This window comes from Marinoscillum sp. MHG1-6, from assembly GCF_024714475.1.
Lineage (GTDB): Bacteria > Bacteroidota > Bacteroidia > Cytophagales > Cyclobacteriaceae > JAMZMI01.
Genome location: NZ_JAMZMI010000001.1, coordinates 532,186 through 557,376, shown reverse-complemented (window position 1 = coordinate 557,376; position 25,191 = coordinate 532,186). Strand labels below are relative to the sequence as shown.

The following is a 25,191-nucleotide window of genomic DNA, read 5'->3' as shown; positions in this document are numbered from 1 at the left end:
CCTCAGCCAAAAAGATGCCAAAGACTATAACTTTATGAAATCACTGATCTTATCAAGGTGCACTACAGTTCCTGCCCCTGCAGCAGGATCAAACATCGGTTTGAAGTTGGCATCAAAAACGACCTCATCAAAATCATAGTCATGAATTTGGTGAACGTACTGATTGAAGGTCTCATCATATCCCTTCAGTATCACCAAAAACTCAGCCCGCTCCCTGCTGAAATCCTCGGCGGTTTTTCCCTGAATCGGACTTTCATCTCCTATTGGATGGACAATGGTCCATGGCAGTGGAAACATATTGATGAATGATATTTCGAGGTCAAGGGACATGTACCTTCTTTTAAACTCTCCATTTTCCTCATGCAAGAAAGAATACATCAATCGCGCCTCCATTTCTATCAATTCGTTGCGACGAGTATTAGCTATTCGGAACTTTAATCCCTTGATACCCTGATAAGGGCTCACGAGAATCCTGTCACTAAAAATAATTTTGGACTTGGCTTTCGAAAAACGCCCGTACAGTATCCCAGTGGCAAAGGCAAACCCCAACAAGCCGATCATGGCCTCAAAGGCGGCCACCATACTGGCCAACTCACCTACCGGGCTGATTCTTCCGTAGCCCACCGTGGTAAGCGTCTGACTGGAAAAATAGAAACAATGCCAGAAAGGGTGCATATTGGTGGCATCCAGCTCAGTAAGATGTTCCGCACCAATCATCCAATATAAAACCGCGAAGAGCAGATTCACCAGGATATAAGACAACAGCACAAAGACAAAAAAACGAATCCAGCTAAGGTTGATCAACCAATGGTACAATGAAAACCCGTGGATGCCTATGCCCTTCCTGATGACATTAAAATGTCCCTCCTTGTCAATCAGCTTACCACTGGTAGTTCTGCCAATGCCCAAACCGAGCTCCCGAAACCGGTCTGAAAAATTTTTTCTTGGTGTGTTTTTCTTCGCCAATGTTGATCTTCTATTTTGATGTCTAAATTAGTAGTTATATGAATAACCTGGTCTTTCACATACGGTCTTTGAGCATAAGCGTTAAGCGTCTCAGTAGAGAAGTTTTTCTAATTGTCCTGGGCGTTGTCACAGCCTCTTTTGGTTTGGAAAGCTTTTTACTTCCAAATGATGTGCTCGATGGAGGCGTCACAGGGATTTCTCTTTTGCTTACTGTGGTTACCGGAGGCCGACTATCAGTCTTTATCTTCTTAATAAATATCCCGTTTCTTGTCCTGGGATTGATCCAAATTGGTAAGGCGTTTGCAATAAAAAGTTTATTTAGTGTTTCACTGCTCGCACTGGTCATTTATAGCTTTGAATTCCCCACCATTACTTCTGATCCTCTTCTTGTTGCTGTTTTTGGTGGCTTCTTTCTGGGTCTGGGTATTGGATTTACGATTAGGGGAGGAGCAATACTTGACGGCACAGAAATACTCGCCATCTTTCTTGGTAAAAAAACAGGGTTCTCCGTAGGTGAGCTCATTCTGATCTTTAATATTTTGATCTTTTCCGTGGCGGCCTATTTGCTTTCGATGGAAACCGCGCTCTATTCTATCATTACCTACTTCGCCGCATCACGTACGGTGGATTTCGTATTAGAAGGGTTTGATGAATACATAGGGGTGACTATCGTGTCTGCCAAAAACAAAGAAATTCGGGAAATGATCCTTACCAAGCTACGAAGAGGGGCTACCGTATATCATGGAAGTAAAGGTTATAGTTTGCAAATGCAGGAGGACGCCAAAACTCACATTATTTATACGGTCATTACCAGACTGGAAATAGCGAGATTGGAATCAGAGATTGAAATTATTGATCCGGAGGCATTCCTGGTAATGTCCAAAGTCAAAGACATCAAAGGAGGTATGATCAGAAAGTTGCCACTCAAGAAGCTAAAGAATAAAAGTTGATCATTCCCCCCAGGCAGTAACTACCAGTCTACGTGATCCACCATAATCCCGGTGTTCGCACAAATAAATTCCCTGCCAGGTGCCCAGGGCAGGTCTGCCATTGGAGATGGGAATCATGACTGAGGGTCCAAGAAGTGAAGCTTTGATGTGCGCAGGCATATCATCCGAACCTTCATAAGTATGCCTATAGTAAGGGGCATTCTCAGGAACCATCTTATTAAAATGAGATTCAAAATCCTGTCTCACCGTGGGATCGGCATTTTCATTGATGGTCAGCGAGGCAGAAGTATGCTGAATGAAGACTTGCAACATTCCTTTTTTAATATTTCGAATGTCCGGAATGGCCGAAAGTACCTCGCCGGTAATAAGGTGAAACCCCCTGCTTACTGCTTCTATTCTTAAGTTTTCCTGAATAAATATCATGGATCTATTCTTTCATGTGCCCCAATATCGGGCTTTAAGTCTCTTTTCTCCCCCTTGATGTCGATGGTATAATTGAGGTCCAGCCCCTTATCCCTGGCAAAGGCAAGAGAATCCAGATCGAAATCGAAACCATCAAAGATATCCGTACTTAGGTTTACAAATCCAGGAAAATTCGCTTCCAATGAACCGTAATTGTTTGGACTTAAATCCTCTTTAGATCTTATTATGTTGTTATTGATATCCACTGTGGTATTCACCGTCTCGGTTAATGAAAATGCCAGTTCCTCCTCATTTGCTCCCCAAATGATCGAATTGTAAACTTTCATGCTTAACTCCTCTCTCAATACATAGCCTTCAAATATTTCCACTTCGTCACTAAATTGAAATGATGGATCCTCTGCATTAAACAGGTTAGGGAAATTTGAGAATGTACAGTAATCGTATTGATAATTTCCACCACCAAAATTTCCAACTGTAAAGCCTCCACAATTAAATACCTCACTGTTCTCCATCTTGACATTGGACGAAAATGCCAAAACGCCGGCAGTAGACATATGTCGGATGGACGTGTTAGATATTTCAATACTGGAAGTATAAACTCCCTTTTCTGGAATCAATATTGTTGAACCATCGATTGAGGCAAAGGTGTATCCCAGACCAATCCCAATTTCTCCATTCTCGATTTCAGCATAATGTATTTCATTATCACGACTGGATTCTAAAAATACCAATCCACTCCATTGACCAGGAGCCACAATATAATTCTCATCGAAACGAGTATTTCGAAATAGAACGTGATTACCGGAATCTCCCTGAACCTTTAACGTACCCTGCACATAGAGACCAGCACCATTATCCAGATAGACTCTTGCACCGGGTTGAATGGTAAGCTGACATAGGCTGTCTACGAACGCATAATTATAAATCACATAGGGTCTTTCTGCGGTCCATACTTCATCGCAGATGGTCTGTGCATTAACAAAATGAGCATCCTGTCCCCAGGCTACCAACTTCACATTTGCACTATTCCCATTCCAGTCAACAATAATCGAATCCTTAACCAAATAGGGTAGGTCCATATCCTGAGGATCTATCTCCACATCGACCAGAACAAGCAGGCTGTCCTTACCGAACAAGACCTCATCCTGTATTTCCGATCCCATTTTTCCATTGACAATGATCGAATACTGGGACTGATCTCGCATTCCCAATCGAATACTGGAAATGGAAACTGCTTTATTGGAAGTATTTCTGATTCGAAACCGCTTGGTGATACTGGTGCGTGCGGTTAACAGGGTATCGAATAGAACAGTATCCGTACTAAAAACTAATTGCGCAGAAGGTGATCCCGTAATCATTTCTTCCTGCGGTTCACAAGCCCATATAAGAAGCAGTGTGGCAAGTACTACTAAGAAAGTTCCGGATTGCTTCATCATTTTGATTTGAACGGCATGAGCAGAAATTTATTCCATCTCACCATCTTTCATTTTTTCTGCATTTTCTGCAATCCTGAGTTGTTCCACAAAATCATTCAGTTCCCCTCCTAATACCGTTGGCAGGTTGTAGACGGTATAGCCGATGCGGTGATCTGTGACCCTTCCCTGAGGAAAATTGTAGGTTCTGATTTTATCGGAGCGATCCCCTGATCCAACCAAACTCTTTCTGTGCGAGCTAATTTCGTCATTATGTTTCTTCAGCTCCATCTCGTACAGGCGAGAACGTAAGACTTTCAATGCTTTATCATAATTAGCATGCTGAGATCTTCCGTCCTGACATTCAACTACTACTCCGGTGGGTATGTGGGTTAATCTTATCGCTGATTCTGTCTTATTAATATGCTGTCCCCCTGCTCCCGATGCTCGAAAGGTGTCCTTTCGGATATCTCCCATATTCAACTCGATATCGACCTCCTCTGCCTCCGGCATCACAGCTACAGTTGCGGCTGAGGTGTGTACTCTACCCTGTGATTCAGTGCTGGGTACTCTTTGTACACGATGCGCTCCCGATTCAAACTTGAGCTTACCATATACGTCTTCTCCACTGATACCACAAATGATCTCTTTGAATCCTCCGACAGTTCCTTCGGTCAAACTCACTACTGAGAAATTCCATCCTTGTGCTTCCGCATAGCTTTTATACATACCAAAAAGGTCCCCTGCAAAAAGTGCAGCCTCGTCTCCTCCCGTTCCCGCACGAATTTCCAAAATGACATCCTTGCTGTCATTGGGGTCCTTCGGTATCAACATCACCTTAAGCTCCTCTTCAAGTTCCTCCTTCTTAGGATTCAATTCATCCAGTTCAGCCTTGGCCATCTCTCGAAACTCCTGATCCTTCTCCGTTTCAAGGACCTCCTTCGCACTTTTGATATTGGACAGGGTAGTACTGTATTCATCATACTTACTAACTACCTTTTCCAAATCACGATATTCCTTATTCAGTCGGGTATAGTTATCCATATCAGCCATAGCATCTGGCTGCACGATGAGCTGACTTACATCCTCAAATCTTTTCTTAATTGCTTCGAGCTTATCGATCATTTTTCGGATAGAAATATTGAATTCACAAAACTATAAAAGGGAAGAGACAAATGAATGTAAAATCTAATTCCGCATACTTCTTAGGTTCTGGCACCTGTTGATCGCAGAAAAAGCCTCGTTTATCGAGTTATCCACAGAAAGCACACCTAACTGATGGTCAGACCGGCCTATTCTCCATAAATTACGAGGATAACCAGAATCACATACTTTAAATAAAGTAACATGTCGAACTTCTCAGCCCCCAGGTTCCAGCCTGAGGTGAGATCAGAATTCTCCCGGGTTTTGAGAAACCGGGTTAATCACTATTTTAAATCAAATGACATTTCCATTCACGCGAACAATGGTATGATTGTTCGTTCTGTTGTACTGGTTGGATTATGGTTAGGCACTTATGGCCTGCTTGTATTTGGTCAACTTCCTCTTTGGGCAGCCTACAGTCTTTGGGCATTAATGGGTGCGTTGATTGCACTGGTCTGTGTGAATGTCGGACATGATGCCATTCATGGTGCGTATTCAAAAAAGCAATGGGTCAAGACACTACTCAGCCATACATTTAACATCAATGGGGCTAGTGCCTACATGTGGAAGATTTCGCACAATCATGCCCATCACAGCTACACAAACATTCATGGACATGATGAAGATATATGTCCGGGAGATTTTCTGAGAATTTCACCAACTACAGAACTGAGAAAGATCCACAAGGGACAGCATATTTATGCCTTTTTCACCTATACCCTGGCTACTTTGAGTTGGGTTTTTGCCAAAGACTTTATTCAGTTTTTTCAGAATAAAATTCATAACTACGATGGCAAGGCACACCCATTCAGGGAATACTTTCTTTTGTTTTTTTATAAAATATTAAACTACTCAGTGTACCTCGGACTTCCTTTGCTTGTTATGCCATATAGCTGGGGACACGTTATTGCAGGTTACCTGATCATGCATGCAATTAGCGGATTTTATTTGGGTATAACCTTTATGCTCGCGCATGCAGTGGAAGAAGTTCAATTCCCCTTGCCGGATAGTGATGGTGTGATTGCTGACGACTGGGTCATTCACCAGCTTCAAACTACAGCCAACTTTTCATCCGGAAGTAAAGTTGCTTCTTTCTTATCGGGTGGGTTGAACCAACAGGTAGAGCATCATCTCTTCGCGAATATTTGTAGTGTGCACTATCCTGCTCTATCTAAAATCGTCCGAAAGACTTGTGACGAGTACAAAGTTCCTTACATCTCGCTACCTTCTTTCTGGGCAGCTCTTGGATCTCATTATCGCTTTTTGAAAAAATTGGGCCGGGAAAAAGCTTACAAGGAAACGCTCAAACCTGCTTATGCCTGAAGCACTCGACGGTATGGTCGTTAATTAATCCAGTGGCCTGCATATGAGCATAGATCGTAGTGGAACCGAGAAATTTGAATCCCCGTTTTTTGAGGTCCTTTGCCAGAAGGTCTGATTCCGGAGAAGTAGCAGGTACAGATTTGCTGGATTTACACTCATGATCAATGGTTTTGTTATTTACAAAGCCCCAGATGTAGTTAGAAAAGCTTCCAAACTCCTTTTGCACTTCCAAAAACCTGTTAGCATTATTGACAGCAGCAGCAATTTTCTGTCTGTTTCGAATGATCCCGAGGTCTTTTGTCAACTCCTCGATATGTGACTCATCGTACTCAGAAACCTTATTTACATCAAAATTCGCAAACGCCTTTCGATATCCTTCTCGCTTCTTCAACACGGTACTCCAGCTCAAACCGGCTTGGGCACTCTCCAAAATTAAAAATTCAAAATGCACCTGATCGTCATATACAGGAACACCCCATTCCTCATCATGGTATTTGACATATTCGTCGAACATACCCTCAGCCCATTGACATCTTTTTATCGCCATAGATAATACGCTTGGTCTTTGTTGGTTAATATATAAATTTAGGCCCGACATTAGATCATGCGCAACAAGACATTTCATTTCCTTCTTTTTTTTCCATTATTCCTTTTCGTCCTGAGTAGTTTCGCTCAGGTTCCGGAAGATCTTACCTCCTCGCGTTCAGTAGTGATTATCGATGTTCCCGATCAGGATGTAAAAGGTTTTAAGGTTAGAGCAGATTGGAAAAAATTAGCAAGAACTGCCCATGGTGGACTAAAACAAATCGGCGTTGATGCGATTCTCTATTTGAATAGAGATGACTTGAAGGCGGGACCTGAAATCACCCTGGTCTACGAAAATGTGTTGATGAACCGGCGTGTCAGTAACCTCATATTAATTCAGGAGGTCGGAGAGGGATACGAAAAAGCCTATAAATTAAAAATCTTCGATAAGGTTCAGGGAATCGCACTTTATGATCCATACTACAGCATCACCGCACCAGGTATGGAGGAGTTAATGCTGCTCCTCGGACGTCAGGTACTAAGACAAGGGGTATCTAGATCTAACCTGCTCATTCTCGACCAGCCAGAGTATCTTGACAACCTGTCTCTTTTTTCGGGTACCCGTTTTGTAAATGTTTCATCAAGACTAAAAAGCCAAACGCTGGCGGTCATTTTGTTTGATACCATCACCGCCCCCTCCGGATTATCAGAACAGGACCTGGTAGAAATCAAAAATGAGAATGTCCTGATCAGACAGCAAAATGCTGAGTTGGCCAACATAATGCAGCGCTACCCCTTAAAGTATGAACTGGTCTATTTCAAGGGTATTGAAGATCTGTATAGAAAAGGGTTTCAATATGTGCTGCTACCGGTTATCAGCACCGGAAAAACCATCAAAAAGATGCTGGACTACGAAACCTCGGACGCAGAAACCATGTATGTTTCTGAAACACAACATTTAAATGATAAGCCCGTCCTAAAGAAAATACCCGTACAGGCAGTACAGGCCAAGTATTACATTAAGCAGACCATTGTGAATGACATCCATGTAGGAAAAAGGTGGGACGCAGATGTATCCTGGCAACAAGCTCTTAATAATTTTCTCGACAACATTTTCTTTGATCTTCAGCTAGAGAATTGACCTATGTCAAGGCCACTGAACTATTTCCGCACCCGGTCAAAAATTCAACCGATAGATGTTAACACCTATTTAGAAAAGCTTGGCCTCACCGTTGAAGAGCCTACTCTAAACTTTCTCAGGAAAATTCATCGTGCGCATCTATTTAATATCCCGTTTGAAAACCTGGATATTCATTATAATAATCGTATCGAGCTAAATGTCAACACCCTTTATGATAAAATCATCCGACAAAACCGAGGTGGTTTTTGCTATGAGCTAAACACCTTAGTGTTCCATCTTCTGGGCAACCTGGGATATCGATGCTATTTGGTTTCTGCTCAGGTATATCAGGAAGGTAGCTGGTCTCCGGAATTTGATCATATGGCACTAATCGTAGGAGCCGAGAAAGAAAAATGGCTTGTAGACGTAGGTTTCGGCGAGCATTTTCACGAACCAAAAAGGATGGTGCTCCGTCAATCGCAGCTTGATTATACCACTTACTATAAGTTTGAATATGATATAGATCGAAATGTGATCTTAAAAAAGTCTGATGACAACAGCACTTTCAGTAACGTCTACCGATTCCGCATGCAGCCTCGCGAATTAATCGAGTTCATCCCCAGGTGCAATTTTCATCAGGAGTCGCTTGACTCGCATTTCAAACATCATAAGATTATTAGTCAACAGCAAAAAAACGGACGGATCACCCTAACGGATCGAAAACTAAAAATTCAAATTGCGGGGGAGACTTCAGAGAGCCAAATCTCAAACGAAGACGAGTTTCTTGCAAAACTGGAACAACACTTCGGAATTAGTCCGCAGGACTTGATCAGGACTAAGTAATTTTGCTCTAATAAACACTCAACTTCATGCTGGAAATAATAGCCATGTTTTCCCTTGGTAGTACCATTCGCAACATCGCCCTTGATAAGGGCTTAAAGCCTGGGCCTTTTATTGTTATGATGATCATGTATTGGATAGGACTGGAATTTACGGGTGCCTACATCGGGATGCAGATTACCACTAGCATGGCAGGTGCCTATTTCTGTGGTCTTGCAGGCGCAGCATTTGGAGGATACCTCGGATACCAAAGAGTCCTTAAGGCCGAATCGATTGATTGAAGATGATTTTTGAAACTACTTATACAAATCGCGATATAACCCAACAAATCAACCTCCATGTTGGGCCGGCTTATGGAGTTTGGGAACGGATCAAAATGGGTGGAATAGGTTCCAAAAGGATGAAAGTTAAGGATGTCAATCCCGAGTACGCTGATTATTTCAGCCTGGCAAATCGATCCTCATTCGCCAATATTGAACTAAGACCTCAAGGTATCATTGTACATTTCAAACAAAAGTTGGAATCATACGCCTGGGTGATGCCTTTCGAGACTTTAACTGTAGAGACCCAGCCTTTACTCAAACTATCGAGCAACAATGCCTTTATAATATTTGACGTCAGTAGTGTTGAGAATCAGGTCATTATCACTAAAATTCAAAATGCCTGTTCTTGAGTTAGGCTGATTTTCATCGGCTCTTAACAAATCCCTGTTCACACTCCAATTTTGCTGAATTAGCCATTTTGGGTGCATTTTTCCCGGAAAATGTATTTATTTAATGTGGGTTTCCCTGAATTTGCGGAATTGGGGCATCCAACCAACCTATTAGGCTATGAAACTGGATCTGACCATCAGAAAGAAGATGATGCTGCTTGTCATTGGCATCATGACTATTACTTATTTGATCACCCTGGGATTTATCACCCTCAGATTGAGGAATCAGGCAATAGATGAAGCCTGGAAGCTGGTAAATACTGCAGCCAATGAAAAAGCCAATGAAATCTCGGCTGTACTAAATGAGGACATTGCTGTAGTACGATCAATAGCAACTTCAATGCAAGCGCTTCTGCAATTGCCTGCTGAAGAACGTAAAGAAGCCCGAAAACAAATCATGGTAAATATACTCAAATCAAATAGCCGATACGAGGCCATTTGGATGGGTTATGAACGCTGGGCGATCGACCCGGAATGGAAAAAATCTTACGGGCGCGAAAGAGCTACCTATTATTTGAAGGACAATGAGGTGCAGGAACATATCCGATGGGGAAACCTTAGTGGGGATCCTGAATCAGGATTGTATTTTTCTATCAAAAAAAATCACAAAGAAATTATTGGCGAACCGTACAAGTTTGCGGCATATGGTGGAGGAAATGGAAAGCAGCTATTAGGAGTCTCTCCTGCTGCTCCGATCATGGTTGGCGATGAATTTGCCGGCATCGTTGGTACCGATATGTTTTTGGATGATTTTGAGTCCATGTCTGAAATCGATTTCTTCGAGCGTGGTTTTGCCTTCCTGGTTTCCAATGGCGGAAGAATAGTTACCCATGATGACGCCGGCTATGCCAATCAACCTATTGACTCGCTCCCATTCTATCAAAACTTAGACTTTGACCTGAAGGAAATCATTTCATCCGGAGGCGAAACTTCATTCTCCACCTCTAATGCAGGTTTTGGAAAGGAAGAAGTACTTATCGCATTTGCTCCTATAAAAGTTGGTGGTTCGGATTACCCGTGGTCGGTCGGTCTTGAGGTGCCCATTAAGGAAATTACCGGGCCCATTACTCAAGTTTTCCGATTGTCTGTCATCGTAGGATTGATCGGCCTGGTAGTACTTATCATTGTTACCTACCGAATTGCTTCAATAATAGCTGACTCCCTTGATGATTCCAGTAAAATGCTTCAGCTACTTTCCGAGGGGGATTTGGATGAAAAAAATAAGTTGGCCATTCAAAGCAAAGATGAACTTGGACAGTTGGCTCGTTCAGCAAACCATCTCATGGATGCCCTGATCTACAAATCAAACTTTGCCCAGCAAATAGGAAACGGCAACTTATCTCAAAATTTTGAAGTGTCAGGCGAGCGGGACAGGCTGGGCTTTGCCCTATTGGAGATGCAAAAGAATCTTCAAACGGTAATCACAGAAACCAATCAGGTAATCAAGCGAGCGGGAGATTCTGGTGAGCTTAATAACGCCCGAATCCAAACTTCCTGGGAAAGCGGTGCATGGAAGGACCTTAGCGATTCCATCAATGCATTACTCGATTCTGTTGCACATCCATTCCAGGAAATTAATAAAGTGGTTAATGCAATGGCCAAAGGTGACCTGACGACCCGATTCACAGGTGAGATGAAAGGGGATGTTTCCATATTGGCGGAAAATCTCAATACCGCCCTGGATAGTATTAGCAACCTTATTGAAGGAATCGTTGAGGGAGCCAAAACGGTGGCGGAATCTACTATGGACATGCTATCTGTGAATGAGGAAATGACTTTGAATACCCGGGAGATAGCCACGTCCATTGCTGAAATGAGCCGAGGAGCACAAAATCAGGTCCTGAAAGTCGACGAATCTTCCAATCTTATGGAAGGGATTATGCGGTCTTCCAATGAAATGGGTGCTCAGGCCGAAAAAATAAAAGCCGCTGCTCAGCAAGTATCAGCCAACAGCGAACAAGGACTGAAACTTGTGAAAAAGGCAGGGTTTAGCATGAAAGACATCGCTGCATTTTCTACAGAGACCTATGACTCTATTCAGATTTTGACACAAAGATCAAATGAGATTTCAACGGTCTTGTCAGTCATTACTGAAATTGCATCGCAAACCAACTTGTTGGCATTAAACGCTGCCATTGAGGCAGCACAGGCCGGCGATGCGGGCAGAGGTTTTGCGGTGGTTGCTGAAGAAATCAGAAAATTGGCTGAGGACTCCAGAAAATCGGCTCGAGAAATTGAGAAACTTATTATAGATGTAAAAAAAGATGTCTCTTCAGCAAGCGCCGCCATTGAAATGATGAAGGCGAGCGTTCAAAGCGGAGAAGACGCTACCAATTCTGCTCATGGTGCGTTCAACGAAATATATGAATCGGCCAATGAAAACCTCGGAGTATCGGAGGATATCAGTCATCATGTGAATCAACAAATCAATGCGATCAAGCATGTTGTGACCATCACCGAATCTGTGGTTGTTATTGCAGAGCAAACGGCGGCAGGCACGGAGGAAATAGCAAGTTCAGCTAGTGAACTCTCTGCAGGAATGGAAAATTATGGTGCCCGAACCTCCAAGCTGTCGGCGGTAGCCATTGACCTGAACGAAGAGGTGAGCAAATTCCGGTTGACTGAACAAAAGTTACAATCATGACCAAAAGAACACAGGAATCAACCCTTGCAATTAAGGATGCCAGCTGGGTAGAACATGCTGAAAGCATGGTGTTGGACTATGGTCAGGATCAGTCTGGAGAAAAAGAAGAAAAGATTTCCATTGTGGTATTTCAGGTTGGAGAAGAACTCTATGGTACACCCATTTCAGCTGTAAAGGAAGTGGTTAGAGCTCCTCAAATATCTCCGATTCCACAAACAGAAGATTACATTCTTGGAGTAACCAATGTTCGCGGCAATATCGTTGCGGTATTAGATGCTGAAATGAGGATTACTAAATCGGAAATTGATAACAGTAAGCAATTTTTGGTGGTCCTCAGCGATGAAAACATCAAACTAGGGATGTTGATTGGTTCCGTACCCTTTACAATCAATATCAATAAGTCGTCCATTAATCAATCTACCTCGGTAATTCACAATCTGACTGAGGAAGACAAGTTTGTTACTGGACTGATTAAGCATGAAGACAAAATGATTTTTTTAATTGATCTGGTTAAAATGATTTAACACAATCAGACTCATTCTTAACCCGAAATAATGAACCCCCCATGAACGATTATTTGAACTTTGTTCTAATCCTCTTTTTGATTGTAGCACCTATTGGCTTGCTACTTTCTCGTATTGTTTTTAAGGCTTCCTTACTATTTAAGGTGGCGGTCCCAATGACTTTTATGATGCTGTTCATGTGTCTGTTGGGTTACACGATGGCAAAAGGAGGTGGAAATACGCTTTATTGGGCGATCCCGGCTGGGGTTGTCATTGCGGCTGGATTTTACCATTACTTTTTCCGGTTCTTCCAGATCCCGATTAACAAAATTTCTCATCGAATCAGGCTACTGGCAGAAGGAGAAGTATCAGACGTTTCAGATGATTTGGTGACCAGAAAAGATGAAATTGGTGAACTCTCCAAATCCCTCGTTTCTCTTTTTCAATCCATCCACCAGGCATCTCAATTCGCACAGGATATCTCCAATGGAAATCTTGACACACATTACGAAGTAAAAAGTGAATCCGATCTGTTGGGTTCCTCTTTGGTCAGCATGAGAGACAATCTGAAGCAAATGCTGGGCGAAACAAACGCAGTGGTAAAAAGTGCCGGGGAAGAAGGCAACCTCAATGAAAGAATAGAACTCACCGGAAAATCAGGTATTTGGCTACAGCTTTCGGATAATATCAATCAATTGCTTGAAAATATTTCCAGGCCCTTCAATTCCATTAACAAAATTGTTAGTGCCATGTCTTCCGGTGATTTGACCCTGCGTTATACGGACAAAGCAGAAGGTGATATCAAGAAAATGGCACAAAACCTCAACCTGGCGCTAGATAATATAGACGGACTCCTCCACCAAATTTCCGAAAATGTGAAGATCATCGATGAATCAGCCTCAGAGATGAAAGTGACAGGAGAAGAAATGAATGCCAATACCAATGAGATTGCATCTGCCATTGCTCAGATGAGTAATGGAGCTCAAAATCAAGTTTCCAAAGTGGACGAATCCTCTGCACTGCTTGAAGGAATTTTGAGAGATTCGAAAATGATGGTTGAAAAATCTGAAGCCATTAACCATGCCGCTAAGATTGGGGCTCAAAGCAGCGAAAATGGGATGAAACTCGTCGACAACGTGGTAAGTAGCATGCACGAAATTTCCGAATTCAGTAACAAAACAGATGCTTCCATGCAGGTGCTCAATGAGAGGAGCTCTGAAATCTCAAGAGTATTAAGCGTAATTACCGAAATAGCATCACAAACAAACCTCCTCGCGTTGAATGCCGCAATTGAGGCGGCGCAAGCCGGGGATTCAGGACGAGGTTTTGCAGTAGTAGCAGAAGAGATTAGAAAACTGGCTGAAGACTCCAGGAAATCTGCTCGAGAAATTGAGGCCCTGGTTAATAGCGTTCAGACAGATACTCTGGAAGCTGTTAAAGTCATGGAGCAAATGAAAAAAGTAGTTAAAGGCGGTGAAGCTACCTCACAGACCGCATCTACCTCTTTTAAAGAAATTCTGGACTCATCAAACAACACGCTTAATTTTTCGGAAGAAATACTCACCTCGGCACAAAACCAGATTGACAGTATCAACAATGTGGTAACTATCACCGAAAGTGTAGTAGTCATAGCCGAGCAAACTGCTGCCGGAACGGAAGAAGTAGCCAGCTCCGCAACAGAACTATCTTCCGGAATGAATAGCTACAACGATAAGGCTCAAAACCTGGCTGACATTGCGGAGAAGTTTAGTGAGGGTATCAGTATGGTTCGATTGTCCGGCCAGGCAAAAGAAAACAATGCCTTGTTCCAGATGCGAGAGGCATACGAAAAGGAAAAGAGCCTTTTGGATGCACTATTGAGCAATATTCCTGATTTCATTTACTTCAAGGATCGAGACAGCAAATTCATCAGAAACAGCATGTCTCATATAGAAAGATTCGGACTGAGCAGTCAAAATGAGCTTCTCGGAAAAACGGATATGGATTTCGGGTCAAGGCATGCTCAGGATGCTTACAATACAGAACAGGAAATTATTAAATCAGGTAAGGCCGTCATTAACCTGGTAGAGAAAGTTGACTATCTCGATGGAGCGCAAAAATATGTTTCCACTACAAAAATGCCTTTAAAAGATGTTGACGGAAATATTATTGGAACATTTGGAATATCACGAGATATCACGGAGATCAAAATGAACCAGTTGAAGTACGAGGAAGAAAAAATGCTCCTTGATACCATGTTGGAAAACATGCCGGATTATATCTACTTCAAAGATGACAAAGGCAAATTCATCCGGGCTAGCAAGTCGATGGCTGTGCAATTTGGACTGGACGATGTTGAAAAAATGATTGGTAAAACGGATTTCGACTTCTTTGGAAATCATGCCCAAAAAGCCTATGATGACGAACAGCGAATTATCAAAACAGGCGAACCTATCATCAATCAAATTGAGCGAGAAGATAAGAAGAATGGTGTCGTCTCTTTCTGCGCAACTACTAAACTGCCATTGAAAGACATTGAGGGGAAAATCATCGGTACTTTCGGTATATCCAGAGATATCACGAAGGAAAAAATGGCTGAAATAGAAAAAGAAAAATAGGATTCCTAATCACGATGTGATCAATATTATGCCAGCTACAAAAAAATCCAACTCATTGAAAACTCTTCTGTCGGAGGCCGAGTTCAAACGGCGCAAGGGTCTGCACAAAAGGTTTGTTGCCGATATTACTGCTATGAGAGGTCAGACAATCCATTTGGTCGCCTTTCAGCTAGGAAATGAGAAATTCACCATTGAAATTGATAAGGTGAATCGCGTTATTGTGACACCAAAAATTACCAAACTACCTAAAACACCCTCCTATATTCGGGGCGTTTCACAAGTAGGCAAATCTTCCATAATCAATATTGACCTGCAGGAGAAACTTGGGCTTTCGGATGGCACTGAATCTGTTGTTAACAATAATGGATATACCATCATTGTAAGCAGCGAACGATTCACTATTGGTGTTTTAGTTCCTGAGGTTCCCTCAAATTTTAAAGTCAATGGTGATCTGATACATGCAACTGGGCTTGACCTTGCAGGAACTCCGGAAGACGAAACATATATCAAGGGTTTAATTCATATGGATGACTCCACCCTTTACTTTATTGACATTGATGAACTAATAGAAGGTGATCGTATGGAGGCGAGGTCACTGATTAATAGCTAACCCATTTGAAGAACGGTATCAAAATATTGGTCGTCGACGATTCGGCATTCATGAGGCTGCTGCTTTCCGATTTACTCAATAATGATGAGGAGTTGGAAGTAGTGGGTACTGCTTCGGATGGACAGGAAGCTGTAAGTCAGGTGAAGTTGCTGAACCCGGATCTTGTGTTGTTGGATATACACATGGGCGAGTATGATGGGCTTTATGCTGTTGAACAAATAATGCACAATAGCCCGAAACCCATTTTGATCCTGAGTTCCATTGGTAATACCAATCTCAACCCAATATTTGATGCCTTGAGGCTTGGAGCCGTGGATTATATCAATAAACCAAAAAAGGGTGGCTCAAAGATCAGAGAGATGGAAAAGGAGCTGATCCAAAAGATCAAAAAGGTTGCCAGTGCCAGCCCACGGTCAACCAAAATAGTCGAAAAGGGCATCAACCAGTTAACCCATACATTTGACCCAAAACCCAACTACGATATTATAGCCATTGGGGCTTCCACAGGAGGGCCCAGTGCTATCGAAAAAATTGTGACATCGCTCCCGGCTAACTTAAATGTCCCGGTAATCATTGGTCAGCACATGCCGCAAAATTTTATCCCCTCATTTGCGAAACGACTGGATGGTTTAACCAAGCTAAAAGTCACGGTCGGCTCCAAAGGGATGGAGGTGCGTTCGGGGATGATCGTTGTTGCTCCGGGAGATGGCAATATGATCGTACAAAAAGAAAAAGGCACTGGTATAATAGACTTTTCGAACAAAAAGTACCGGGAATACAATCATCCCTCAATCAACGCTTTGCTCAATTCTGTTGCAGAAAAATATGGAAAGCGCGCAATTGGGGTACTGCTTACCGGTATGGGAAAAGATGGTGTTAATGGCCTTAAGGCTATTAAAGAAAAGGGAGGCATCACTATCGCTCAGGATGAGTCTTCAAGCATCATCTATGGAATGCCCAAAATGGCATTTGAAAATGGGGCTGCTGATGTGGTTTTGAACATTAAGGAAATTGGTGGATACCTGGTAAACTGTTTATAACATTGAAATCGAAGGAATCAGAATATAAAGAACTCTTCCTGATAGAGGCAAAAGATAACCAGGAGCAATTGGACAAACTCTTTGTCGACCTGGAGAAGGACCACCACAACGCGCAGGCCATCAAAGAAATTTTCAGGATTACCCATACCATGAAAGGTAATGCCATGGGAATGGGTTTTGATGCCATCGCCGACCTGTCTCATTTAATTGAAGACGTGATGTTGGCCATACAGCAAAAGCGTATGGAGCTGGGATCGGAACTATTTCAATTGATTTTTCGAGCCAATGACAAATTGAGCGGTCTCATTGGTGCGCTGGAAACAAATGAAAAAGTCAGTTACCTGGGCATAAAAACCAGTTTATCGCTGTTTCTCGAAAAGAACTTAAAGCAAGAGGAAACTGACGATTCAGAATCTGAAGGTGATAAAGAAGACGTAAAGGATACTGGTTCCAAAGAGCAGTCAAACGGTTTTGGAAGTCAGATTTCCTTTTCTGACGTCATTCAGGTTCCCGTAAGAAAATTGGATGAAATGATGAACGAAGTAGGGCAGCTGATCATTGAGCGTGACCGACTTCTTGCTTTGAGTCAAAAAGAGGCTTTGTCTTCTTCAGACCTTGAAGCCTTAAAACGGGTTTCTTCCAACCTGCAGTATAGTATCATGAACGTGAGAATGGTACAGGTAGGGTTCCTTTTCAACAAATTTCATCGTGTCCTGAGAGATGCCTCCTCTCTGGAAAATAAAAAGGCCAATCTGGTACTGAAGGGAACCGAAGTAGAGATTGACCGAAACATCCTTAAAATTATCGGAGATGCCCTGGTTCACGTCATTCGTAATGCGGTGAGCCATGGGATTGAATCCCCGGAAAAGAGAAAAGAACGAGGAAAAAGTGAAAGCGGCACGGTGGAGCTTAGTGCTACTCACGAGCGCGACCGGGTGATAATAGCCATTGAGGATGATGGAGGCGGAATTGATACAGACGCGATTAGGGCCAAACTTGTAAAGGCCAATTTGGTGTCAAAATCAGTGGCGGAAACGCTTTCTTCTGATGAGGTCATAGAATACATTTTTGAGTCGGGTTTTTCCAATGCCGAAACAGTCAATGAGCTCTCCGGAAGAGGGGTAGGAATGGATGTCGTAAAGAAAGCGGTTGAATCAGTAGGCGGTCAGGTTAAAATAAAGACAGAGGACCAAAAAGGAACCAGAATCGAACTTCACGTACCCGCCTCATTGGCTCTAAAAGGTACGTTGCTTTTCGAAGTGGATCAACAGGAATATGCCATTGCCCTGGCTTACACCGAGGCTGTTATCACTCTGGAAAAATCCCAGATTCATAAACTCGGAGCAGGATTGACTGCTGACTTTCAGGGAGAGGCTATTTCAATCATTTTCATGAAGGATCTACTCAGCATGAAGCATCTTTCAGAGGTGAGCGTAAGGGGTTCCTTGCATAAAACATACAATAGCATTTCTGAAAACGAACTTCATGATGTACTCGTGGTATCCTATGGAAATCATATTACCGGCATTGTGGTGGATCGCGTTATTCAGCAAAAAGAAGTTATTGAAAAGCCATTAGCCAGACCCCTTCAGGACATTAATCTAATTAGTGGGGCAACCATCCTGGGTAATGGGAAAGTATGCCCTGTGATTGATATCTCAGTGCTTACTGATTTGGTTCACAAACAATCTTTACAGAGGGGACAGGAAGAGACGAAATGAAGCCAGCAGACACATATCCAAACGTATTTAAGGTAGAGGAACTCATTACCGATGAGGAGATGAATGCCCTGATGGTTGCCATCAAAAACAGATATGGATTGGATTTTACTAATTATGAAAAGCAATCGCTTAAAAGAGGATTGAACCGACTTATGTTAAAACACAACATGGAGTCGTCATTGGATCTTTGGGGAAGAATTCTTCAGGACGCCGATTTCTTCAATGCGGCTATTGATGATTTGTTGGTCAATCTTACTGAGCTCTTCAGAAACCCGGATGTCTGGATCAAGTTACGCGATCAAATACTGCCAAACTTCAAGGGAAAACCCTTGAAAATATGGCATGCCGGCTGTTCAACCGGAGAGGAAGTTTATACCATGGCGATCGTGTTGGAAGAAATCGGTCAATTGGCTACGGCTCGACTTGCCGCTTCAGATTTAAGTAATAAAGCATTACAAAAAGCGAAAATAGGTGACTATCCACTGGAGCTGATCCAGCAATATCTTTCCCCGTTCTTAAAATTTTTTCCGGGACGGAAACTGGAAAATTACTTTGACTTTCATCAAAAGCATGCCTCCATCAAGCCCATCTACAAACAAAATGTGGCTTTTGAAAGGCATAATCTGGTGCACGATGAGGTGACGGGAAATTACGATATCGTTTTTTGTCGAAATGTCATGATCTATTTTGACGATAAGCTAAAGCTTAAAGTACTCAAGCTGATCTATGACTGTATGAAGGCCGATGGGTATCTGATCATTGGCTATTATGATATAATGCCCGAAGCAGGCAAAAAACTTTTTAGAGTAGAAGATATACGAACCAAGATTTATAGAAAAATCTAACCATTTGCCTAGAATGAAGCAAACCGTATTAGTTATAGACGATTCCGCTTACACGCGTATGACCTTGATCAAGGCCATTGAAGGGGCGGGCTATCAGGTGATTGGAGAAGCAAAAAACGGGGAAGAAGCACTTGACAAGATCATTACCCTGAGACCAGAGGTAATAACCCTGGATAACATTTTACCTGATATGACAGGATTACAGATTTTGAAAACTTTAAAAAATGAAGGGATACGAGTGGGGGTGATTATGATCAGTGCAGTAGGTCAACAATCTGCTATTGAAGAGGCTATGTCACTGGGTGCCAATGCATACCTGATCAAGCCATATTCAAAAGAAAAATTGTTGAACGAACTAAAACTGGTTTTTAAGAATGCATAAAAACAACATAACTTTAGAAGTTTTCATTTCTTTATTTAAGACTGAAAACTCTTTATTCAGAATACAAAAACGCGATTCATACAGTTTTTTTTGAGTGAATGAGTCAAATTAATGAGATTACAATACCAAACCCAACCAAAATATGTTAGACAAACTTAACCAGGCAGAGTTTGAAATTGCTTCCAAGCTTGTCTTTGACGGAATGTCAATGGCCAAGAAATCCATGGAACAAATTCTGCAAAGCCCAATTTCCATTGTTAAAGTTGACTATAGCCATGATGTCAAAGAAGCCCTTCCAAAATACAATGGCGCAAAAGATGAAACGGTACATTTAGTCAAGACTGAGCTCATGGGCGAGCTGAAAGGTACAAGCCACCTTATCTTCAACGAGGATGAAGTAGATAAAATTTATCGAGCCTGTCTCCCTGCCAGTATTATTGAAAGTGACAGCCCGGAAAGCAAAATGATGAAAATGGGCTTCCTAACGGAGGTCGACAACATGATGGCTGCCGCAGTAATCACGGAATTCTCAAATTTTCTGGGATTGGAAATTTATGGAATGGTGCCATCACTCCATGTGATGCACGACCATGAAGTAAATCAGTTCCTGGAAGAAGATACCCGGGACTTTGATTCACTAATTCGTTTTAAGGCCAACTTTAAAGGACTTGAGCTAGATATATCACCCGATTTTATTTGGGTGTTCCACGAAGAATTCATGAACAAAATAAAGGACTTAGTTTAACCAGTATAAATAAGCTACAGATGAGTAAGAAAGTACTAATAGTTGATGACTCTATTTACATGAGATCCCTGGTGCGCTCAGCACTGGAAGAAGCGGGCTATGAAATAGCGGGAGAGGCAAAAGACGGTGAATCTGCGATCGATCTTGCAATGGAAACACAACCCGACTTGATCACTCTTGACAATATTTTACCGGACATGATGGGTTTTGAGGTTCTGAAAGTCCTTCGAGATGAAGGGTTAGAATCGAAAGTCATTATGATCAGCGCTGTAGGCCAGCAAACCGTGATCAACAAAGGAAAAGAGCTAGGAGCTTCGGATTATATTGTAAAACCTTTTACCTCTGAGTCACTTGTGGAGGTCGTGAATAAGGTTTTTGCCTGATTTCTTATAGCCATTAATCCAAAATGAAGATATTATACGATCTCCCCATACGTATCAAGTTTGCGGTTGTTCTGATCCCGTTGATAGTTATTATCATCTGCTTTGATTACCTACAGATTCGCCATAACTATCTTGACTACAATGACTCAGAGCGACTCAACATCACACTGAAACTCGGTGTTGAAATCAATCAGGCCGTGCATGAGCTTCAAAAAGAACGAAGTATTGCAATTGGATATACTTCCTCTGAAGGTATTAAGTTTCTGGAGGAACTGAAAAAACAACGGTCCATTAGCGATGCGGCTCTGAATAAGTTTTACACGGAACTAGGTAAACCGGAAACCTCTGAAGTAACAATTCGGCATAATGACGAACTCAAGTTGTTACAATCCAAGTTCGAATCCCTCAAAGGGATTAGAGGAAAAATAGATAAACGCTCACTGCAGTCTTCTCAGATCCTTAACTATTACTCGGAGATCAATAACATAGCGCTCAATACGGTTGATCTTCTGATTAACGAAACACGCGATAAGGAGATTGCCCAACAGGTCCATGCCCTGATCTATTTTCTCAAGGCAAAAGAAGAAGCTAGTATCGAACGTGCTATTGGAACACAGGCTCTTTCATCGAAGGAGATGAATGATGAACTTTATAGCGCATTTACTTCTTTGGTAGCAAAGGAACAGTCCTATATTGATGCCTTTTTAGTCATAGCTGATGCTGAATCTCAAGGCTCTTACAGTCGGGAAATTTCCGGACATGATGTTGAAGAAGTTGATCGATTAAGAAACATCATCCACCTAAGGACCACCTTTGATGTAGAGCCGAGCTACTGGTATGACATGACCACCAGTAAGATCAATTCGCTCAAAAAGGTTGAAGACCAAATTTCTGAGCGCCTGTTGAGTCGTACAGTCGATTTGTCATCTTCTGCCTTCAGAAAATTCTGGTCCTTTGTGATTGTGGACATTGTGATTGGAGCAATGGCCATGTGGCTCATGTCAATCATTGTCAGTAACCTGCTTGCCAATGTTAAAACCCTTGAAAAATTCACCCTGCGAATTTCACAGGGAGACTGGTCCAGTAAGGTCAGCATTCCAACCAAAGATGAAATTGGTCAATACGCCAAGACCTTTAATGTAATGGTGGATGAGATCAACGCCTCACATGACATCCTGAGAAAAGAAAGAGATAAAGCCAAGTTCCTTTATCATAATATCTACAGGGTTTCCATGTTGGTGTTTAAAAACATCCATCAGGGGATATTTCTCCTTGATCGAAACTTTAAGATGAGTAAGCTGTACTCCAAAGCCATGGAAAAAATCTTTGGCGTTAATAAGATTGCGGGAGAAAACTTTTCCAATTTCATGAGGCCATTGATCATTCCGCGTGATTTGGAAGCCCTGGAAATGTTTATGCGGCATTTGTTCAACGAGGACATGGACGAAGATGTCGTAAATCAATTGAACCCGATCGAGCAGGTAAAGATTTTCAACGAGATAAATGGTGTTGTTACCACGAAATATATCCGCGTCAATTTCACCCGAATCTGGGGGAAAAATCGCATTGTCAATGTCATGGTGACTGTTTCAGATGAGACAGAATCTGTCTTACTACAAAAACATCTTGAAGAAGCAGAAAAGCAGAAAAAACAGGAAACTGAACAAGTTCTCAGCATTCTAAAAATAGATCCAAGCGTCATTCGCGGATTCCTTTATAATTCCAAGAAAACACTCAAGAGCATTTCTGAAAGGTATGAAAGCGATAAAGAAAGCGATCTCAAGATGCTTCTGGATTTCACCTTTCAAACGATTCATAGTCTGAAAGCCAATGCCGTGGTGATCGGACTGGAAATCATGAGTGAAAAGTTCCACTCCATAGAAGAGACCATCGAAAAGCTTAAAGCCAAAGAGGTAACGGGTAAAGACTTCCTTACAGTACTTTACGAAATAGACGATGCGGACAAAATGATAGACGATATGAATTCCATGCTGCGCAAGGTGGCAGACGTATATCGCAAATATCCTTCAGGTGGAAGTGTCGCTTCGAATATCATGTTAGTGGACTCGCTTGAAAGATCCGTTAAGGTTCTCTCAGACAAAATGGATAAGCCGGTAGACTTCTTCTTTAAAAATGAGGAGAATCTGGTATTATCAGGAGAACAGGTAGAGCAGTGCAAGGACATTATGCTTCAGCTCATTAGAAATTCGATCAAACATGGCATCGAAGATCGTGAGGTTAGACTGAAGCAAGGAAAGTTATTGAGAGGTAACATCAATGTAGAATTAGAACATCCAAAAAAGAACACCCTACAAATTGTCTACAAAGATGATGGGAAGGGTCTGGATGTGAGCGAGATCAAGGACAAAGCCGTTAAAAAAGGCCTCATTACAGATTATGAAGCTAAAAAGATGACCGACAAAAAGGCCGTAAACCTCATCTTCGAAAACGGGTTTTCTACCAGCGACAAGGTAGATGAACATGCAGGCCGAGGTCAGGGCATGAGCCTTGTAAAATCCCTAATTGAAGAGCTAAAGGCCAAATTCAAAATGGATTATGAGGCAGGTAAATATTTCAAACTAGTCATCAGCTTACCTTTTAAAGATGATGCCGGAAAAATAGAAGAGAATGAGGCTATTGATAGTTGATGATTCTTCGATAATGCGACGTATTATCGAAAAAAACCTTAAGGATTACGACATTGAGATCATTGGTATGGCTGCCGATGGAGATGAAGCTGTCAAGTTGGTGAAAGGCGAAATGCCCGATGTGATTACTTTGGATATCACTATGCCCGGAATGGATGGCTTAGCGTGTCTGGATCAGATTATGGCGATCCATCCTGCAGCTAAGGTAATGATCATTACAGCATTATCTGATAAACTCACGGGCCTGAGGGCTCTGGATAAAGGAGCCAGAGGATTTCTATATAAACCTGTCAATGCGAAAGACCTTGCCAATGCCTTCGACCGGCTTCTAAAAAGAAATAAGCCTACCATAGAATAGTATCTTTCCAATGTTTGAAGTAATTAATTTTTAGTTGGATGAAGACCAGTAAAGCAGAATTTGATGCCACGTGTAACCTCTTCATTAATTCAGTGAACAATTACTTCCGTCATTTGACGGAAATTGATTCAGAACTGAATGTACCTTACCTCAAGGAATCGGAAGGTCTGCTTTTGAAGGATTATACAGGTATGATTGGAATATCGGGCAATCGAAAAGGATTCGTCTATATTTCCTCCAATCGTGAAATGTATGAAGACCTCATCAAGATTTTTATTGGAATAGATGAACCGTCAGAAGAGGATATTCTCGATATGGCCGGTGAAATTTCTAATGTAGTCGCTGGAAATGTTCGTGCCAACCTCGGAGCGAATTTCATGATCTCTGTTCCGTTGGTGTTCAAAGGCATGCCGGATCAGTTGAAAATACCTGATGACGTAACAATTTATGTGATTCCGATCAACTGGAATAACCATGAAGCCTTCGTTGTCATCGGTTTGCAATAAATTTGGTTAATGAGCAACCAGGAACCTGCGTATTTCAACTTCGGGCTGTCCTCCGATGAAGACCAGACAAAGAGAAATTATTTCTCAATGTTTCCGGAAGAGATCGTAGCAAGCGTTCTGGATGCGTTCATTATTAACAAACCTATGACCGGACGTGCCGGAGGTGATGGGTTTTGGGTACATCAGGATGAAACGAGTCTTTTTGTAGCCGTTTTCGATTGCATGGGGCATGGCCACCTGGCTAGCATGATGACCAGGGTGTATACCCAATCCCTGGATAAGCTGGTAAAAACGGATAATGAAAAGGACCCGGGAACCATCCTTCGTTACCTACACCACATGATTGAATCCCGCTTTAAGGAAAAAACCAATCTTAAGGTTGGTCCCGCCGCGGATGTTGGAATCGTCAAGATCGATATGGGCATAAGAAAAATTGAATTTTCCGGAGCCGGTATGAATCTAATCCAAATCGAGGGGGGTGAACTCAAAGAAATTAAAGGTCACAAGCTCCAGGTGGGAGACCGGTTTGAGTATATGCATGATTATCGAACGAATCTACTTTCGCTCAATTCCCGGCTATTATCCAACATTTATCTGATGTCGGATGGCCTTAAAGACCTGATGCATGGTGGCACCGAAAAAAGACTTTCTAGCAAAGGGGTTATTGAGATTCTGTTGAAAATCTATGGTGAATCAATGCTTAAACAGAAGGAGATGCTCATCGCTGAAATCGATAACTGGAAAGGTTCTATGCCACTTACCGATGATATCCTCATATTAGGTTTCGCTATATAA

General features: G+C 42.1%; 25 protein-coding genes. 20 read left to right on the top strand and 5 right to left on the bottom strand.

Features of this window, described 5'->3' with window-relative positions; translation table 11 throughout:
* Positions 1–24: 24 nt before the first annotated feature.
* On the bottom strand, positions 25–966 hold the full coding sequence (locus NXR94_RS02505) for an ion channel (RefSeq protein ID WP_258102992.1): 942 nt from the start codon (positions 964–966) through the stop codon (positions 25–27).
* Between the two features lie 38 nt (positions 967–1,004).
* On the opposite strand from NXR94_RS02505, the gene NXR94_RS02500 reads away from it, so the two are divergent.
* Positions 1,005–1,916 carry a YitT family protein gene (locus tag NXR94_RS02500; protein WP_258102991.1) on the top strand — a complete coding sequence of 304 codons (912 nt, stop codon included), beginning with the start codon at positions 1,005–1,007 and terminating at the stop codon, positions 1,914–1,916.
* Here NXR94_RS02500 and NXR94_RS02495 read toward each other — a convergent pair whose 3' ends face one another.
* The 3 genes from NXR94_RS02495 to prfA are packed head-to-tail and all read right to left on the bottom strand — an operon-like array spanning position 1,917 to position 4,876.
* Positions 1,917–2,339, bottom strand: coding sequence for a secondary thiamine-phosphate synthase enzyme YjbQ (locus tag NXR94_RS02495; protein ID WP_258102990.1), 423 nt, complete (start codon positions 2,337–2,339; stop codon positions 1,917–1,919).
* Positions 2,336–3,775, bottom strand: a complete 1,440-nt coding sequence (locus NXR94_RS02490) for a hypothetical protein (protein ID WP_258102989.1) — start codon at positions 3,773–3,775, stop codon at positions 2,336–2,338. The genes NXR94_RS02495 and NXR94_RS02490 overlap by 4 nt, the downstream gene beginning before the upstream one ends.
* Before the next feature lie 27 nt (positions 3,776–3,802).
* The gene (prfA, locus tag NXR94_RS02485) at positions 3,803–4,876 is read right to left on the bottom strand and encodes a peptide chain release factor 1 (RefSeq protein ID WP_258102988.1); all 1,074 of its coding nucleotides are present in this window, start codon (positions 4,874–4,876) and stop codon (positions 3,803–3,805) included.
* A 222-nt stretch (positions 4,877–5,098) separates the two neighbouring features.
* On the opposite strand from prfA, the gene NXR94_RS02480 reads away from it, so the two are divergent.
* Entirely contained in the window at positions 5,099–6,217 is a 1,119-nt protein-coding gene (locus NXR94_RS02480; RefSeq protein WP_258102987.1) for an acyl-CoA desaturase, read from the top strand.
* Here the strand turns inward: NXR94_RS02480 and NXR94_RS02475 are convergent.
* The gene (locus NXR94_RS02475) at positions 6,198–6,764 is read right to left on the bottom strand and encodes a DNA-3-methyladenine glycosylase I (protein ID WP_258102986.1); all 567 of its coding nucleotides are present in this window, start codon (positions 6,762–6,764) and stop codon (positions 6,198–6,200) included. The two genes, NXR94_RS02480 and NXR94_RS02475, sit on opposite strands and share 20 nt — an antisense overlap.
* A 57-nt stretch (positions 6,765–6,821) precedes the next feature.
* Here NXR94_RS02475 and NXR94_RS02470 point away from each other — a divergent pair, with 57 nt between their 5' ends.
* The 18 genes from NXR94_RS02470 (at position 6,822) to NXR94_RS02385 (ending at position 25,191) form a co-directional block, all read left to right on the top strand.
* Positions 6,822–7,883, top strand: a complete 1,062-nt coding sequence (locus tag NXR94_RS02470; protein WP_258102985.1) for a hypothetical protein — start codon at positions 6,822–6,824, stop codon at positions 7,881–7,883.
* Between the two features lie 3 nt (positions 7,884–7,886).
* Positions 7,887–8,705, top strand: a complete 819-nt coding sequence (locus tag NXR94_RS02465) for an arylamine N-acetyltransferase (RefSeq protein ID WP_258102984.1) — start codon at positions 7,887–7,889, stop codon at positions 8,703–8,705.
* Positions 8,706–8,731: 26 nt separating this feature from the next.
* Complete coding sequence (locus tag NXR94_RS02460) at positions 8,732–8,983, top strand: hypothetical protein (protein ID WP_258102982.1); 252 nt, start codon at positions 8,732–8,734, stop codon at positions 8,981–8,983.
* Between the two features lie 2 nt (positions 8,984–8,985).
* Positions 8,986–9,375, top strand: a complete 390-nt coding sequence (locus NXR94_RS02455; protein ID WP_258102981.1) for a hypothetical protein — start codon at positions 8,986–8,988, stop codon at positions 9,373–9,375.
* A 157-nt stretch (positions 9,376–9,532) separates the two neighbouring features.
* Positions 9,533–12,058, top strand: coding sequence for a methyl-accepting chemotaxis protein (locus tag NXR94_RS02450; RefSeq protein WP_258102980.1), 2,526 nt, complete (start codon positions 9,533–9,535; stop codon positions 12,056–12,058).
* On the top strand, positions 12,055–12,582 hold the full coding sequence (locus NXR94_RS02445; RefSeq protein ID WP_258102979.1) for a chemotaxis protein CheW: 528 nt from the start codon (positions 12,055–12,057) through the stop codon (positions 12,580–12,582). Before NXR94_RS02450 ends, NXR94_RS02445 begins: the two co-directional genes overlap by 4 nt.
* A 41-nt stretch (positions 12,583–12,623) precedes the next feature.
* Positions 12,624–15,158, top strand: coding sequence for a methyl-accepting chemotaxis protein (locus tag NXR94_RS02440; RefSeq protein ID WP_258102978.1), 2,535 nt, complete (start codon positions 12,624–12,626; stop codon positions 15,156–15,158).
* A gap of 55 nt (positions 15,159–15,213) precedes the next feature.
* Entirely contained in the window at positions 15,214–15,768 is a 555-nt protein-coding gene (locus NXR94_RS02435) for a chemotaxis protein CheW (RefSeq protein WP_258102977.1), read from the top strand.
* A gap of 5 nt (positions 15,769–15,773) precedes the next feature.
* Complete coding sequence (gene cheB, locus NXR94_RS02430; protein WP_258102976.1) at positions 15,774–16,808, top strand: chemotaxis-specific protein-glutamate methyltransferase CheB; 1,035 nt, start codon at positions 15,774–15,776, stop codon at positions 16,806–16,808.
* Positions 16,809–16,810: 2 nt separating this feature from the next.
* A complete protein-coding gene (locus NXR94_RS02425) occupies positions 16,811–18,529 on the top strand; it encodes a chemotaxis protein CheA (RefSeq protein WP_258102975.1) in 1,719 nt (572 codons plus the stop codon).
* Positions 18,526–19,374, top strand: coding sequence for a protein-glutamate O-methyltransferase CheR (locus NXR94_RS02420; RefSeq protein ID WP_258102974.1), 849 nt, complete (start codon positions 18,526–18,528; stop codon positions 19,372–19,374). Before NXR94_RS02425 ends, NXR94_RS02420 begins: the two co-directional genes overlap by 4 nt.
* A gap of 13 nt (positions 19,375–19,387) precedes the next feature.
* Positions 19,388–19,756: a response regulator transcription factor gene (locus tag NXR94_RS02415; protein ID WP_258102973.1), complete on the top strand. Its 369-nt coding sequence runs from the start codon at positions 19,388–19,390 to the stop codon at positions 19,754–19,756.
* A 142-nt stretch (positions 19,757–19,898) separates the two neighbouring features.
* A complete protein-coding gene (locus NXR94_RS02410; protein WP_258102972.1) occupies positions 19,899–20,501 on the top strand; it encodes a hypothetical protein in 603 nt (200 codons plus the stop codon).
* Positions 20,502–20,521: 20 nt separating this feature from the next.
* Positions 20,522–20,884, top strand: a complete 363-nt coding sequence (locus NXR94_RS02405; RefSeq protein ID WP_258102971.1) for a response regulator — start codon at positions 20,522–20,524, stop codon at positions 20,882–20,884.
* 23 nt (positions 20,885–20,907) lie between these two features.
* Complete coding sequence (locus tag NXR94_RS02400) at positions 20,908–23,532, top strand: nitrate- and nitrite sensing domain-containing protein (protein WP_258102970.1); 2,625 nt, start codon at positions 20,908–20,910, stop codon at positions 23,530–23,532.
* Entirely contained in the window at positions 23,513–23,890 is a 378-nt protein-coding gene (locus NXR94_RS02395) for a response regulator (protein ID WP_258102968.1), read from the top strand. The genes NXR94_RS02400 and NXR94_RS02395 overlap by 20 nt, the downstream gene beginning before the upstream one ends.
* A 38-nt stretch (positions 23,891–23,928) precedes the next feature.
* Entirely contained in the window at positions 23,929–24,396 is a 468-nt protein-coding gene (locus tag NXR94_RS02390) for a chemotaxis protein CheX (RefSeq protein ID WP_258102967.1), read from the top strand.
* Positions 24,397–24,405: 9 nt separating this feature from the next.
* Entirely contained in the window at positions 24,406–25,191 is a 786-nt protein-coding gene (locus NXR94_RS02385) for a PP2C family protein-serine/threonine phosphatase (RefSeq protein ID WP_258102966.1), read from the top strand.

Excerpts from the sequence above, each read along its gene's own strand:
- NXR94_RS02490 (WP_258102989.1), bottom strand. The coding sequence starts at position 3,775 with ATGATGAAGCAATCCGGAACTTTCTTAGTAGTACTTGCCACACTGCTT.
- NXR94_RS02465 (WP_258102984.1), top strand. The coding sequence starts at position 7,887 with ATGTCAAGGCCACTGAACTATTTCCGCACCCGGTCAAAAATTCAACCG.
- NXR94_RS02480 (WP_258102987.1), top strand. The coding sequence starts at position 5,099 with ATGTCGAACTTCTCAGCCCCCAGGTTCCAGCCTGAGGTGAGATCAGAA.
- NXR94_RS02405 (WP_258102971.1), top strand. The coding sequence starts at position 20,522 with ATGAGTAAGAAAGTACTAATAGTTGATGACTCTATTTACATGAGATCC.
- NXR94_RS02415 (WP_258102973.1), top strand. The coding sequence starts at position 19,388 with ATGAAGCAAACCGTATTAGTTATAGACGATTCCGCTTACACGCGTATG.
- NXR94_RS02400 (WP_258102970.1), top strand. The coding sequence starts at position 20,908 with ATGAAGATATTATACGATCTCCCCATACGTATCAAGTTTGCGGTTGTT.
- prfA (WP_258102988.1), bottom strand. The coding sequence starts at position 4,876 with ATGATCGATAAGCTCGAAGCAATTAAGAAAAGATTTGAGGATGTAAGT.
- NXR94_RS02410 (WP_258102972.1), top strand. The coding sequence starts at position 19,899 with ATGTTAGACAAACTTAACCAGGCAGAGTTTGAAATTGCTTCCAAGCTT.
- NXR94_RS02495 (WP_258102990.1), bottom strand. The coding sequence starts at position 2,339 with ATGATATTTATTCAGGAAAACTTAAGAATAGAAGCAGTAAGCAGGGGG.
- NXR94_RS02500 (WP_258102991.1), top strand. The coding sequence starts at position 1,005 with ATGAATAACCTGGTCTTTCACATACGGTCTTTGAGCATAAGCGTTAAG.
- NXR94_RS02385 (WP_258102966.1), top strand. The coding sequence starts at position 24,406 with ATGAGCAACCAGGAACCTGCGTATTTCAACTTCGGGCTGTCCTCCGAT.
- NXR94_RS02470 (WP_258102985.1), top strand. The coding sequence starts at position 6,822 with ATGCGCAACAAGACATTTCATTTCCTTCTTTTTTTTCCATTATTCCTT.
- NXR94_RS02440 (WP_258102978.1), top strand. The coding sequence starts at position 12,624 with ATGAACGATTATTTGAACTTTGTTCTAATCCTCTTTTTGATTGTAGCA.
- NXR94_RS02475 (WP_258102986.1), bottom strand. The coding sequence starts at position 6,764 with ATGGCGATAAAAAGATGTCAATGGGCTGAGGGTATGTTCGACGAATAT.
- NXR94_RS02395 (WP_258102968.1), top strand. The coding sequence starts at position 23,513 with ATGAGGCTATTGATAGTTGATGATTCTTCGATAATGCGACGTATTATC.
- NXR94_RS02445 (WP_258102979.1), top strand. The coding sequence starts at position 12,055 with ATGACCAAAAGAACACAGGAATCAACCCTTGCAATTAAGGATGCCAGC.
- NXR94_RS02460 (WP_258102982.1), top strand. The coding sequence starts at position 8,732 with ATGCTGGAAATAATAGCCATGTTTTCCCTTGGTAGTACCATTCGCAAC.
- NXR94_RS02450 (WP_258102980.1), top strand. The coding sequence starts at position 9,533 with ATGAAACTGGATCTGACCATCAGAAAGAAGATGATGCTGCTTGTCATT.
- NXR94_RS02455 (WP_258102981.1), top strand. The coding sequence starts at position 8,986 with ATGATTTTTGAAACTACTTATACAAATCGCGATATAACCCAACAAATC.
- NXR94_RS02390 (WP_258102967.1), top strand. The coding sequence starts at position 23,929 with ATGAAGACCAGTAAAGCAGAATTTGATGCCACGTGTAACCTCTTCATT.
- NXR94_RS02420 (WP_258102974.1), top strand. The coding sequence starts at position 18,526 with ATGAAGCCAGCAGACACATATCCAAACGTATTTAAGGTAGAGGAACTC.